General features: G+C 41.7%; 10 protein-coding genes. 1 reads left to right on the forward strand and 9 read right to left on the reverse strand.

The genetic code is table 11. The features are described from left to right. Positions 1–55 precede the first annotated feature (55 nt). The 5 genes from MS_RS06105 to MS_RS06125 form a co-directional block, all read right to left on the reverse strand. On the reverse strand, positions 56–613 hold the full coding sequence (locus tag MS_RS06105) for an NlpC/P60 family protein (protein WP_041640202.1): 558 nt from the start codon (positions 611–613) through the stop codon (positions 56–58). Positions 614–805: 192 nt separating this feature from the next. Continuing rightward, a complete protein-coding gene (gene lpdA / locus MS_RS06110) occupies positions 806–2,233 on the reverse strand; it encodes a dihydrolipoyl dehydrogenase (RefSeq protein ID WP_011200508.1) in 1,428 nt (475 codons plus the stop codon). 132 nt (positions 2,234–2,365) lie between these two features. After that, positions 2,366–4,246 (reverse strand): pyruvate dehydrogenase complex dihydrolipoyllysine-residue acetyltransferase, encoded by a 1,881-nt coding sequence (aceF, locus tag MS_RS06115; RefSeq protein WP_011200509.1) that lies wholly within the window; start codon positions 4,244–4,246, stop codon positions 2,366–2,368. Positions 4,247–4,371: 125 nt separating this feature from the next. Then, positions 4,372–7,023: a pyruvate dehydrogenase (acetyl-transferring), homodimeric type gene (gene aceE, locus MS_RS06120; protein WP_011200510.1), complete on the reverse strand. Its 2,652-nt coding sequence runs from the start codon at positions 7,021–7,023 to the stop codon at positions 4,372–4,374. A 529-nt stretch (positions 7,024–7,552) separates the two neighbouring features. Next, positions 7,553–8,650, reverse strand: a complete 1,098-nt coding sequence (locus tag MS_RS06125; protein WP_011200511.1) for a porin — start codon at positions 8,648–8,650, stop codon at positions 7,553–7,555. Positions 8,651–9,052: 402 nt separating this feature from the next. Between MS_RS06125 and tehB the strand changes: the two genes are divergently transcribed. Further along, complete coding sequence (gene tehB / locus MS_RS06130; protein ID WP_011200512.1) at positions 9,053–9,916, forward strand: SAM-dependent methyltransferase TehB; 864 nt, start codon at positions 9,053–9,055, stop codon at positions 9,914–9,916. Positions 9,917–10,612: 696 nt separating this feature from the next. Here tehB and MS_RS06140 read toward each other — a convergent pair. The 4 genes from MS_RS06140 to modA all read right to left on the reverse strand — a co-directional run bounded on the left by MS_RS06140 (position 10,613) and on the right by modA (position 13,660). After that, positions 10,613–10,957, reverse strand: a complete 345-nt coding sequence (locus tag MS_RS06140) for an endonuclease domain-containing protein (protein WP_041639796.1) — start codon at positions 10,955–10,957, stop codon at positions 10,613–10,615. 101 nt (positions 10,958–11,058) lie between these two features. After that, positions 11,059–12,114, reverse strand: a complete 1,056-nt coding sequence (modC, locus tag MS_RS06145; RefSeq protein ID WP_041639797.1) for a molybdenum ABC transporter ATP-binding protein ModC — start codon at positions 12,112–12,114, stop codon at positions 11,059–11,061. Further along, positions 12,101–12,829 (reverse strand): molybdate ABC transporter permease subunit, encoded by a 729-nt coding sequence (gene modB, locus MS_RS06150; protein WP_041640204.1) that lies wholly within the window; start codon positions 12,827–12,829, stop codon positions 12,101–12,103. Before modB ends, modC begins: the two co-directional genes overlap by 14 nt. Positions 12,830–12,898: 69 nt before the next feature. Beyond that, on the reverse strand, positions 12,899–13,660 hold the full coding sequence (gene modA, locus MS_RS06155; protein ID WP_011200516.1) for a molybdate ABC transporter substrate-binding protein: 762 nt from the start codon (positions 13,658–13,660) through the stop codon (positions 12,899–12,901). Between the last annotated feature and the right edge of the window lie 11 nt (positions 13,661–13,671).

Raw genomic sequence — 13,671 nt, forward strand, 5'->3', positions numbered from 1 at the left:
AAAAAGTGCGGTAAATTTTACCGCACTTTTTTTATATTTGAGTGAATTTTAAAAATTATAAAACCCGACGTGATTGCGTATAGGTTCTTGACCAGTAACCGTCGTCTAACGAGCTAATTGTTACGCCTTCTTTTGTACTGGAATGCATAAAGCGGTTACCGCCCAAATACACGCCTACATGACGATTACCTCGGAAAAAAACTAAATCGCCTTGCTTCAATTCGCTTTTCTGAATTTTCTTACCGACGGAACGCTGTTCGGATGTGGAGCGCGGTAAATCAATACCAAACGCAGTGGAAAAGGCTTCTTGCATAAATGCGGAACAATCAATACCGCGTGTTGTCGTACCGCCCAAGCGATAGCGGGTACCTGCCCACGCACTATAGACTTGCATTAATTTCTTATTATTAATCTGCGCATTTTTGGTTGAATGAATTGAATTGGAACGCACATCATATTGTGGTTTATTGGTTTTTAAAGAACCGATTAATTCGGTTAACTGAGTATCATTTGTTTCATCCGCCGAGGGATAAACTGCGGCATCCAGCCTGGAAGAGTTAGAGCAAGCGGTCATTACCAGCGCTGCCGTAACTAGCAAAAATTTCTTAATCATCATACTAAAATTGGTTACTTAAACTATAAAACGGGATAATCCTACCTAAATTACGCACCAATTACCAGCTTTAATTCATATTTATGCAAATTTATCTGTATTTTTGTGAATAAAATCACATTTTTATGCATTTTATTCAATAAAAAAGCCTTTCTATTAATATAAGAAAGGCTTTTAAGCTATTAAGCGATATTATTTTTTCTTCGCTTTCGGATTTGGCAAGTCTGTCACAGACCCTTCGAATACCTCTGCGGCAAGACCGACAGATTCATGTAAAGTCGGGTGAGCGTGAATAGTTAAAGCGATATCTTCCGCGTCACATCCCATCTCGATAGCAAGGCCGATTTCGCCTAACAATTCACCGGCATTTGTACCTACAATCGCACCACCTAAAATACGATGTGAATCTTTATCGAAAATCAGTTTGGTCATACCGTCCGCACAATCCGACGCGATTGCACGACCGGAGGCGGCCCACGGGAATGTCGCCACTTCGTAATTTAAGTTTTCCGCTTTACATTCTTTCTCCGTTTTACCGACCCAAGCCACTTCAGGTTCGGTATAAGCAATTGACGGAATCACTTTCGGATCGAAATAATGTTTTTTACCTGCGATAACTTCAGCGGCAACATGACCTTCATGCACACCTTTATGAGCAAGCATAGGTTGACCGACAATATCACCAATCGCAAAAATATGCGGTACATTGGTACGCATTTGTTTATCAACATTGATAAAACCGCGATCAGTTACTTCGATACCCGCTTTTTCGGCACCGATTAATTTACCGTTCGGCGTACGACCGATAGCGACCAACACCGCATCATAAACTCGGGTTTCAACCTTGCCGTCTTTGGCTTCCATGGAAACATGAATACCGTCTTCTTTCGCTTCCACCGTAGTTACTTTTGTTTCTAACAATAAATTGAATTTTTGTTCGATACGTTTCGTAAAGATTTTAACAATATCTTTATCCGCAGCAGGAATCACTTGATCAAACATTTCAACCACATCAATTTGCGAACCTAATGCGCTATAAACGGTACCCATTTCTAAACCGATGATACCGCCGCCCATAACCAATAAGTTTTTCGGCACTTCACGCAATGCAAGGGCATCAGTTGAATCCCAAACTCGCGGATCTTCATGAGGAATAAACGGTAATTGAACCGGTCGGGAACCCGCTGCAATAATAGCGTTATCGAATTTAATCGTGGTCGGGTTACCTTCGCGATCTTTAGCCACTAAAGTATGGCTGTCGGCAAATTCCGCCAAACCTTCGACAACAGTAACCTTACGCATTTTCGCCATGCCCGCTAAGCCGCCGGTTAAACGGCCTACTACTGCATTTTTGCCTTCGCGTACTTTATCTAAATCAATAGTAGGTTCGCCAAAAACAATGCCGTGATGTTCCACATGTTTTGCATCTTCAATCACTTTTGCTACATGTAATAACGCTTTAGAAGGGATACAACCAACATTTAAACACACACCGCCTAAAGTCGAATAACGTTCGACCAATACGGTTTCAAGACCAAGGTCCGCACAACGGAACGCCGCAGAATAACCTGCAGGGCCTGCACCAAGCACCACAACTTGAGTTTTAATTTCTTTGCTCATATTTTTACCTATATAAGAGCAGGCCGATTTGCCCGCCAAAGTAACTGGTAAACAAGAGGGAATTCCCTCTTTACGAAAATCTGCAAGTGCGGTCAAAATTTTGAAAATTTCCACCGCACTTTTCTCATTCGACTACATCACTAGACGACGTAAATCGGATAATACACCATTAATATAACTAATAAAACGCGCACCGTCCGCACCGTCAATTACACGGTGGTCGAAAGATAACGATAACGGCAACATTAAGCGAGGCATGAACTCTTTGCCGTTCCATACAGGCGCCATTTCGGATTTAGATACGCCTAAAATCGCTACTTCCGGCGCATTTACAATCGGTGCGAAGTGGGTTGTACCCAAACCGCCGATACTTGAAATGGTAAAACAGCCGCCTTGCATATCCGATGCGGTTAATTTACCGTCACGGGCTTTTTTCGACACTTCCATTAATTCGCGGGAAAGTTCGATAATGCCTTTTTTGTTCACGTCTTTAAATACAGGCACCACTAAGCCGTTTGGCGTATCCACGGCAACACCGATGTTTACATATTTTTTCAATGTTAATCGTTGACCGTCTTCGGAAATCGAGCTGTTGAAACGCGGATAGGCTTCTAATGCTTTCGCCGCCGCTTTCATAATAAATACCACCGGAGTAATTTTCACACCCAGTTTTTGTTTTTCCGCTAACACATTTTGTTCTTTACGGAATGCTTCTAAATCGGTGATATCCGCACGATCAAAATGGGTAACATGAGGAATCATCACCCAGTTACGGTGTAAATTCGCGCCTGAAATTTTATTAATACGGGTTAATTCAATTTCTTCCACTTCACCGAATTTACTGAAATCAACTTTCGGCCATGGTAATAAACCTAAGCCGGCACCGCTTGCCGCACCGGTTGATGCAGTCGCACCGCTTTCAAGAGCTTTAAGCGCGTTTTTCACATATTCCTGAACGTCTTCTTTTAAGATACGACCTTTACGCCCCGTACCTTTTACTTTATCCAGATTTACGCCGAATTCACGGGCTAAACGACGAACAACCGGCGTTGCATGCGCATAGCTTGCGCTAGTCGCAATTGAATCCTGATTCACAGGAGCAAGAGATTGTGCCGGAGCCGCTTGTGGCGCAGGTGCCACTGGAGCCGGTGCCGCTTGAGCCGGTGCCGCCGCTTGAACTGCAGGCGCGCTACCTGCCACTTCAAAACGCATAATCAATGAACCGGTAGAAACCTTATCACCGGATTTCACCAAAATTTCTTTTACCACGCCGGCAAACGGCGCAGGCACTTCCATTGACGCTTTGTCGCCTTCCACCGTAATTAATGACTGTTCTTCCGCAACGCTGTCACCGGCTTTAACCATAATCTCGGTAACATTCACTTCGTCACCGCCGATATCCGGTACATTTACATCCTGAACGGCACTTACCGCCGGAGCCGCTTGAACAGTGGTCGCAGGTGTTTCAGCCGCCGGCGCACCGCCCGCTACTTCAAATTTCATGATAAGCGAACCGGTAGAAACCTTATCGCCTTCTTTGATTAAAATTTCTTTTACCACACCCGCTTGTGGAGCCGGCACTTCCATTGAGGCTTTATCGCCTTCAACATTGATGATTGATTGTTCTTCCGCAACGCTGTCGCCGACTTTAACCATAATCTCGGTAACATTTACTTCGTCGGAACCGATATCAGGCACATGAATTTCGATCACAGCGCTTGTAGTTGGTGCCGCCGCAGGCGCTACCGCCGCCGCTTGAGGTGCAGAGGCAGGTGCGGAATCCGCTGATTCTAAAACAAACATAGGTGAACCGGTTGTAACCTTGTCACCTACTTTCACTAAAATTTCTTTTACTACGCCCGCTTCCGGAGACGGCACTTCCATTGAGGCTTTGTCGCCTTCAACATTGATGATTGATTGTTCTTCTGTAACTGTATCACCAACTTTCACCATTACTTCGGTAACGGTAACTTCATCAGCACCAATATCTGGAATTTGAATTTGTTTTGACATATTTATCATCCTTCGTAAGGTGGGCATGTTTGCCCACCATAAAATTTGATGTGTCGATCAAATTAAAAATATGAGTTTTTTGACCGCACTTTGGTGGGCTTACAAGCCCACCCTACCATCTATAATTATGCGTATAACGGGTTAATACGATCTACATCTAAACCGAATTTCGCAATAGCATCGGCAACAACTTGTTTTTCCAGTTTGCCTTGTTTTGCTAATTCGTTTAATGCGGCAACCACGACATAATGCGCATCCACTTCAAAGTGTTCACGCAAGTTTTCACGGCTGTCCGAACGGCCGAAACCGTCAGTACCCAACACGTGATAGCTTTGTGCGGGAATAAACGCACGAACCTGTTCCGCATAAAGTTTCATGTAGTCGGTTGCGGCAACCGCAGGTTTATCGCTCATTACTTGCGCAATATAAGGAACACGTTGTGTTTCTGTCGGATGTAATAAATTCCAACGAGCCACATCGGCACCTTCACGCGCCACTTCAGTAAATGAAGGCACACTGAATACATCGGAAGCGATACCATAGTCATCGGCAAGAATTTGAGCCGCTTGACGAACGTGACGTAAAATCGCACCGGAACCCATCAATTGGATTGCCGCTTCGCCTTTACCTACGGTTTCGAATTTATAGATACCTTTGCGGATACCATCTTCAACACCTGCAGGCATTGCCGGCTGATCATAAGTTTCGTTTAATGTGGTGATGTAATAGAACACGTCTTCTTGTTTTTCACCATACATACGGTTAATACCGTCCTGCATAATTACCGCAACTTCGAAAGCGAATGCCGGGTCATAAGATACGCAGTTAGGAATAACGCCGGCTTGAATATGGCTATGACCGTCCTCATGTTGTAAGCCTTCACCGTTTAAGGTAGTACGACCGGAAGTACCGCCGATCATGAAACCGCGCGCTAATTGGTCGCCTGCTGCCCACATCATATCGCCCACACGTTGGAAACCAAACATTGAGTAATAAATGAAGAATGGGATCATCGGTAAATTATTTACAGAGTAAGAGGTTGCTGCCGCTAACCAAGAAGCGGTCGCACCTAACTCATTGATACCTTCTTGCAATACCTGACCGTCTTTCGCTTCGCGATAGTAAGCCACTAATTCTTTATCCGAAGGTACATAGTTTTGACCGTGCGGATTATAGATACCCACTTGACGGAATAAACCTTCCATACCGAAAGTCCGAGCTTCGTCGGCAATGATCGGCACAATTTGTTTACCGATATCTTTATTTTTCAATAAGGTATTTAATACGCGAACAAACGCCATTGTGGTTGAAATCGCACGAGGTTGCTCTTCTAATAATTGAGAGAAATCTTCTAATGCGGGTACTTTAAACTCAGTCGTAAATTTAGGCAGACGAGCCGGTACATAACCGTTTAATGCGGCACGGCGTTCATGTAAATATTTGCTTTCTTCCGAATCCGGCGCAAAAGTAATATATTCATAATTATCAATTTGCTCATCAGTAAGCGGAAGATCAAAGTGGTTACGGAAGCTCTTAAGGCTTGCGTGAGACATTTTTTTAGTTTGGTGCGCAGTATTTTTACTTTCCGCTTCAGGAATTTTATAACCTTTTACCATTTGCGCTAAAATAACTACCGGTTTATCGGATTTTTTCGCGCGGGCAAGTGCGGCAAACATTTTTTCCGTATCATGACCGCCACGACGTAACGCCCAGATTTCATCATCTGTCATATCCGCAACTAATGCGGCGGTTTCAGGATAACGACCGAAGAAATGTTCACGAATATAAGCGCCGTTTTTTGATTTGAAGGTTAAATAATCACCGTCCACAACTTCCATCATTAACTTCGTTAATTTACCTGAAGTGTCTTTTGCAAATAACTTATCCCAGCCGGTCGCCCACATGACTTTAATTACTTCCCAACCGGCACCGAAGAATAAACCTTCTAATTCCTGAACGATTTTACCGTTACCGTTAACCGGACCGTCTAAACGTTGTAAGTTACAGCTGATAACGAAAATTAAGTTATCCAAACCTTCGCGAGCGGCTAAGGTTAACGCGCCTTTTGACTCGATTTCATCCATTTCGCCGTCGCCTAAGAATGCATAAACGGTTTGATCCGTCGTATCTTTTAAGCCGCGGTTATTTAAATATTTTAAGAAACGCGCATTATAAATGGCATTAACAGGGCCTAAACCCATAGATACTGTTGAGAATTGCCAGAAATCAGGCATTAATTTAGGATGTGGATAAGAAGAAAGCCCGTTAGCTTTCGCTTCCTGACGGAAATTATCCATTTGTTCCTGAGAAATGCGGCCTTCAACAAAAGCTCGAGCATAAATACCCGGCGCGGCATGGCCTTGGAAAAAGACTAGGTCACCACCGTTTTTCTCGGTTGCGGCTTTAAAGAAATGATTGAAGCAAACTTCATAAATACTTGCCGCAGATTGATAAGTTGAAATATGACCGCCTAATTCGAGGTCTTTTTTCTGCGCACGTAAAACCATCATTAAAGCATTCCAGCGAATTGCTGAGCGGACACGACGTTCGATAGAAAGGTTACCAGGATACGGAGGTTGCTCTGAAGGCGGAATCGTATTCACATATTCTGTCGTCGCACCCGTTGGCAGAGCAACGGATTTGCTGCGAGCGTGTTGCATTAACTCTTCAATAATAAACTGAGCTCTTTCTACACCTTCTTCACGAATAATAGAATCGATCGCCAATAACCAATCACTGGTTTCGATTGGATCTACGTCATTAATCATTTGTGACATAGTCTTTTCCTTTTAAGTTAGTTAATAGTTATGTTTATTCACCTTCAATAACAACCCAAAGGCAAATCTAAACACGGCTTGGAGCTTGAGATAATTTTGACCTTATTTATATTAACCAAATAATTTAGATTAAACCATGTGCAAAAGGACAAAAAACTCAATTAAATTTTTAAAATGCATAGTCAAATTAAGACTTTACATTTTTTTAACAAATCAAGTAAATTTTATTAAATTTTTTGAGAAAAAGATAGCAAAAATTCTAAATTCTGCCGAAGAAATAATCATTTGTTACGAAAAAGTACGATCTAGATCAATTTTTAAAATTGAAATGTTACAAACATCTAAATCATTATTATTTTGTAGTTGGAAGGCTTTTATTATCCGATAATTGCAGCACAACATTTGATTTGTTGTGATGCCAAGCATGGCGCCCGTTAAAATTATTCCGTGAAAATTTATATTACTGGAAAATAGAAAAAACAAAGCCCGGGCAATGCCCGGGCTTTATCAGTAATATCTAACCTAAAGATTAGAAGAATACACGTAAACCTACACCGAATGTGTTGTCTTTTTCGGTTTCTGCATTTGCAAATTTAGTACGTGTATGTGCATATTCAATGTAAGGCACTACATTTTTATGTAATCTATAGTCGATACCGGCTGTATATTGATTTCGAATCGCTGCAGTATAATCGGCATCATCCGCTTTAGCATCTAAACGTTCCCATTCAACATATAAACGTGATTCAGGGATAATACGATAACCTGCGTCTAATAAGATATAATTACCTTTAGCATCGCCAATAATACCTGCCTCTCTCGCTAAGCTTACTTGACCTACTGTACCAAAGTAACCTGTTTCAAATTTAGTACGATAGTTAACATAACTTAAAGCTGCATCGAACGGACCATAGTTATATCCTGCGTGTAAACCCCATTGAGTTTTCTTCACGCCGGTTTCAGAACCGAAACCTTCATAACGGTCTTGGCTATATAATGCTTTTAAGTTGTAAGCATGTTCACCAATTGCATTGTGATAGAATAAAACCGCGGCATAACCATTTTTATAGTTACCATCATTTGTAACATCTAGTTTATCAGAATCACCGAATAGGTAATCTAAACCGAAGCTAAATCCGTTCCATTCCGCTGATTTGAATTTTACAGATTTATCGGAACGAGTTGTTAACGGACTTAATGAAGCACTTGTATAATATGCGGCATCATCTAAGAAGTCATCAGAGTTAGTATTTTGACGACCGAAGCTTAACGCACCGATATCTACATGTTTAATACCTGCATATAATTCACGAGTTGTCGGATCACCAAAATCACTGTCTGAACCACGTTGTGCTGTTTTATACGCTTCTTCTTCGAAACGGATTTGATAGCCGGCAAATGCTGATAAGCCGTTACCTAAATCTTGGCTTGCTTTAACATAAACACGTGAACCGTCATTTTTTAAGTCGCCGCGGTTGTCATCACCAACACGACCTAAAAATGCGCGGAATGAACCGCTTAATTCTACTTTAGCACCGTCTTGTTCATAAACGGTTGCTGCTGTTGCTGGAACTGCCATAGCTGCTGTTGTTGCCGCTACTGCTAATGCTACTAATGTCTTTTTCATAATTTAATTCCTTTTCAGAATTTGTTTATTATTCAGATTGAACTTTCTCGAAAATGAAAAGTCAAACCTTGCTCTCTAAGCGCTTAAGATCTTGCCAAAGAATATTTTATCCGTCAATAGCGTTTTTCTCATCAAATTACAAATTAGTGACCCAGATCACAGTTTTATGTGAAACTTTTCCAAATTTTGAAATACATTTATAATTCAAAAACTTATATATATCAACAAGATAAACAACCGACTTATAGCATTTAGCTGAATCGTAAAAGCTGGACAAAAATCGTACAAAAAATACGCAAACGATTTCCTTTATTTTATTTATTTGCCCTGCTTGCATGGATTAATGAAATAACCTACTATATTTATCAACTATTTTATATTGTTATTTAAAGGACAAAAATAATGAAATCCGAGCTTATTTGCTATAAAAAAATGCCTGTGTGGAACAAAAATTCACTGCCGAAAATGTTTCAGGAAAAACACAATACCAAAGCAGGCACTTGGGGAAAATTAACGGTTTTACAAGGTAAATTAAAATTCTATACGCTGAATGAAGACGGCTCTATAGTAAACGAACATATTTTCTCCGCTAATACGGATACCCCTTTTGTTGAGCCGCAACAATGGCACAAAGTTGAAGCGCTTTCCGACGATTTAGAATGCTATTTGGAATTTTATTGCACAAAAGAAGATTATTTCGGCAAAAAATATAATATGACGGCAACCCACAGCGATGTACTGAAAACCGCTAAAATAATTACACCCTGTAAAGTGCTGGATTTAGGTTGCGGTCACGGACGAAATTCGCTTTATTTGGCACTGAAAGGCTATGATGTGACATCTTGGGATCATAATGCAGCCAGTATTGCCTTTTTAGCCGATAGCGCCGCGAAAGAAAATCTGCAAATTCAGACCGCAGTTTACGATATAAACAATGCAAATATTCAAGAAAATTATGATCTTATTCTCTCTACGGTGGTATTTATGTTTTTAGACCGGGAAGCCGTACCAGCGATTATTGATAATATGCAAAAACACACGAATGCGGGTGGTTATAATTTAATTGTTGCGGCGATGTCCACTGAGGATATGCCTTGCCCGATTCCTTTCGCTTTTACTTTTGGCGAAAACGAATTGAAAAATTATTATCAGGGCTGGGAGTTTGTGGAATATAACGAAAACATAGGTGAATTACACAAAACCGATAAAAACGGCAATCGTTATAAAATGAAGTTTGTGACCATGTTGGCGAAGAAAGTTAAATAATTGCTTGTGTCCCCCCTCAGTCACTGCGTGACAGCTCCCCCAGCTTCGTGGGGGAGCGATATTTTGCCTATTCCGATAGCACTAATATCATTCAGCCCATTCCCTCCCCCGCAAAGTCGTGGGGAGCGATATTTTGCCTATTCCGATAGCACTAATGTCATTCAGCCCATTCCCTCCCCCGCAAAGTCGGGGGAGGTGCCTGAAAGGCGGAGGGGGAAAAATTCCTACCCCCTCAGTCACTGCGTGACAGCTCCCCCAGCTTCGTGGGGGAGCGATATTTTGCCTATTACAATAGCGCTAATGTCATTCAGCCCATTCCCTCCCCCGCAAAGTCGGGGGGTGGTGCCTGAAAGGCGGAGGGGGAAAAATTCCTACCCCCTCAGTCACTGCGTGACAGCTCCCCCGGCTTCGTGGGGGAGCGAAATGAAGGTTGTTTAGTTGAATTCTCCGGTCACAGCTCCCCCCATAAAGGGGGAGCAAAATGTGGATGTAATATCAGGTTATGCCTTGTGCCCTTTTTATCATCTTTGAAAAAACTTACAATAGGATAATTTCACAAAGAAGCCAGCCCATTTTTATTGAACAACTTTTCGCTCCCCCACGAAGCTGGGGGAGCTGTCACGTAGTGACTGAGGGGGGAAAATATGCAGTGACTGAAAAAAAAAACAGTAACCAAAGGGAAAACAAACTCGAAAATTAAAATTCGCCCGTTAACTCATACCAAATTTTATCTAACACACTATCTAATTCCCGTTTGATTTCATAATTGGTAAATCGAATAACTCTGAAGCCTTTTGATTTTAAATAAAAAGTTCGTTTCTCATCGTAAACTAATGCTGAAGGCAGGAAATGTTGTTCACCGTCAATTTCAATAATCAATTTGGCTTTATAACAAATAAAATCAACAACATAAGGTGCAATAACTGCCTGTTTTCTAAAATGAAAGCCGGCTAGTTGTTTCTTTCGTAAATGATACCAAAGGATTGATTCTTCTTCCGTGAGATTTTTCCTTAATTTTAGGGCAAATTCTTTTAATTCCATTGTTACTCCGATTTTAAGTTTGGAGTAATCAATGTAAAAAAAGATTGAGTTTATATACAATTCCTTTTAGAAAAATGGAACTCAGATCGCAAACAGTAAATTTACATCACCGAAACCGCTTTGATTTGTGCGTAAACCGATTGGCCGATTTGGAGCTGTAATTCTTCCGCCGCCCATGTGCTGACGCTTGCCCAGATTTCATCTTTACCTAAAGCTATTTTCACATCTACTTGGTTACCTTTCGGCAAAAGTGTAATGATTTTACCGGATAAAATATTGCGGATACTTGTTTTTTCGGGGACGGTTAGCGTAATTGATACGTCAGTGCTGCGAATACAAATTCTCACGGTTTTACCTTCGTCCCCGTTAAGTAGTTTCACCCATAATTGTTGTTCGCCAAGCAAAAGTGCGGTCATTTTATAGGAAAAATTATGGTTTAAAATCGGCAAAGAAAGCACCGCACTTTTCTGTCCTTGTTCTTGCCAAGGTTCGAATAACGGGCTTTGCCATAAATTTTCCAAGCTATCAAATGCCGCAACCTTTCCTTCATCCAATAGAACAACAAAATCCGCTAAGCGAAATAATTCGTCGAGACTGTGCGTTACGTAAAGAATCGGGATATTAATTTCCTGCGATAGTTTTTCCAGATAAGCAAGCAGTTCTCGTTTGCGGGGCAAATCCAAAGCGGACAGCGGTTCATCCATTAAAAGCATTTCCGGGTTGCTCAATAATGCCCGTCCGATTGCCACCCGCTGTTTTTCGCCGCCAGACAACGTGAGCGGATAACGCGCCAGCAAATGCTCAATACCTAATAGCCGTACTATTCGGTTAAATTCCTGTTGGTTAAACCGCTTGATTCCGTAACATAAATTGCCTTTTACGCTGTAATGCGGAAATAAACGGGCGTCTTGAAAAACATAGCCGATATTGCGCTGATTAGGCGCAAGGCAGATGTTATTTGCGGTATCAATTAAAGTGCGGTCATTTAGACGAATATTTCCTTCGTCCGGATGAATCAAGCCGCTTACCAGATTAATTAATGAAGACTTACCGGAACCCGAAATCCCGAAAATACCGGTAATGCCTTGCCCGGGAATGGTTAATCGCGCATTAAGGACAAGCTGCCCCAGGCGTTTTTTTACATTAATTTCTAACATCAATTTGCCCCAATTTTGTTTGTGTACGTTTAGCGAGCCATTCGGATAATAATAAAGAAATTAATGAAATAAATATGGCGACAATACAAAGCCTTGCCGCCGAAGATTCCGCCCCCGGCGTTTCAATAAAGGAATACATGGCAAGCGGAATGGTTTGAGTAACATTAGGGATATTCGATACAAAAGTGATGGTTGAACCGAATTCGCCCAGCGAACGGGCAAAACCGAGAATCACGCCGGCTAATACGCCGGCCAATGCCAAAGGCAAAGTAACGGTAAAGAAAACACGCCATGAAGAAGCGCCAAGAGTACGGGCGGCTTGCTCTAATTTAAAATCAACACTTTCTAACGCCAACCGAATCGAGCGCACGACCAGAGGGAAAGCCACAATCGCCGAAGCTAATGCGGCGCCGTACCAACTGAAGCCAAAACTGAAATCGAACCATTGCAATAAATAGCGTCCGATAATGCCGTTGCGCCCCATGCTTATCAGCAGCAAATAACCGATTACCACAGGCGGCAGCACTAAAGGAAGATGGATAATACCGTTGACCAGCGATTTTCCCCAGAAATTCTTCCGCGCCAGCAACCAGGCGACAAAAATAGCAAAAGGCAAACTACAACAGATCGCAACCACGGCAACTTTAATGCTTAGCCGAATGGCATTAATTTCATTCGGTGAAAATTGAAAATAATTAATTAATGAGCTCAACATAAAAGATATTTTTATAAAATAAGCGGCGTTAAATTTACGCCGCATAATAAAGCCATTATCCGGATAAATCTATTTAGCTGAAAAACCAAATTTCTCAAATACGGTTTTCGCCTTGTCGGATTTCAGATAATTAAAAAATGCTTTGCTTTCCTTATTATCTTTATTTTTGACAATTGCCGCAGGATATTCCACCGGCGGGTGAGATTCTGCCGGGAAAATCGCCACCACTCTCACTTTTTGGCTGATTGCCGCATCAGTGGCATACACCACGCCTAGAGGCGATTCGCCCTGTTCCACTAAACGCAGGGCATCACGCACATTTTTAGCCCGGGCTAATTTATTTTCCAGTGCCGCCCATTGATTTAAATAGGTAAACGCGGTTTTTGCATAAATTCCCGCCGGCACGTGATCGGGATCACCAACGGATAAATAGGTTTTATCTAATGCCGTTTGCCATTTGTCGTTAGTGAGATCAACTTTTTCTATTTTGCTTGTTCTGGGAGCAATCATAACTAATTTATTGCCCACTAAATCCACACGTGAATCTTTGACAATTTCATCTTTTTCCGCCAGAAAATCCATCCATTTCTGATCTGCGGAAATAAAAATATCTGCCGGCGCACCTTCCGTAATTTGGCGAGCCAGTACGGAAGACGAGGCAAAAGAAAACACAATGTCTTCATTAGGATTTACTTTTTTATAATCCGAGGCGACTTCTTCCAGAGCGTTGGTCATTGAGGCGGCGGCAAATACCGTAACTTTAGCTTCCGCAAATAAAGAAACGGCGCAACTTAACGTTAAGCCGATAAAGATATTTTTGATTTTAGACATGATTAACTCCT

It is taken from the genome of [Mannheimia] succiniciproducens MBEL55E, assembly GCF_000007745.1.
In the GTDB taxonomy this organism is placed as follows: domain Bacteria; phylum Pseudomonadota; class Gammaproteobacteria; order Enterobacterales; family Pasteurellaceae; genus Basfia; species Basfia succiniciproducens.

Bases quoted from the DNA above. Each gene is read 5' to 3' on its own strand.
- MS_RS06105 (WP_041640202.1), bottom strand. From the start codon at position 613: ATGATTAAGAAATTTTTGCTAGTTACGGCAGCGCTGGTAATGACCGCT.
- lpdA (WP_011200508.1), bottom strand. From the start codon at position 2,233: ATGAGCAAAGAAATTAAAACTCAAGTTGTGGTGCTTGGTGCAGGCCCT.
- aceF (WP_011200509.1), bottom strand. From the start codon at position 4,246: ATGTCAAAACAAATTCAAATTCCAGATATTGGTGCTGATGAAGTTACC.
- aceE (WP_011200510.1), bottom strand. From the start codon at position 7,023: ATGTCACAAATGATTAATGACGTAGATCCAATCGAAACCAGTGATTGG.
- MS_RS06125 (WP_011200511.1), bottom strand. From the start codon at position 8,650: ATGAAAAAGACATTAGTAGCATTAGCAGTAGCGGCAACAACAGCAGCT.
- tehB (WP_011200512.1), top strand. From the start codon at position 9,053: ATGAAATCCGAGCTTATTTGCTATAAAAAAATGCCTGTGTGGAACAAA.
- MS_RS06140 (WP_041639796.1), bottom strand. From the start codon at position 10,957: ATGGAATTAAAAGAATTTGCCCTAAAATTAAGGAAAAATCTCACGGAA.
- modC (WP_041639797.1), bottom strand. From the start codon at position 12,114: ATGTTAGAAATTAATGTAAAAAAACGCCTGGGGCAGCTTGTCCTTAAT.
- modB (WP_041640204.1), bottom strand. From the start codon at position 12,829: ATGTTGAGCTCATTAATTAATTATTTTCAATTTTCACCGAATGAAATT.
- modA (WP_011200516.1), bottom strand. From the start codon at position 13,660: ATGTCTAAAATCAAAAATATCTTTATCGGCTTAACGTTAAGTTGCGCC.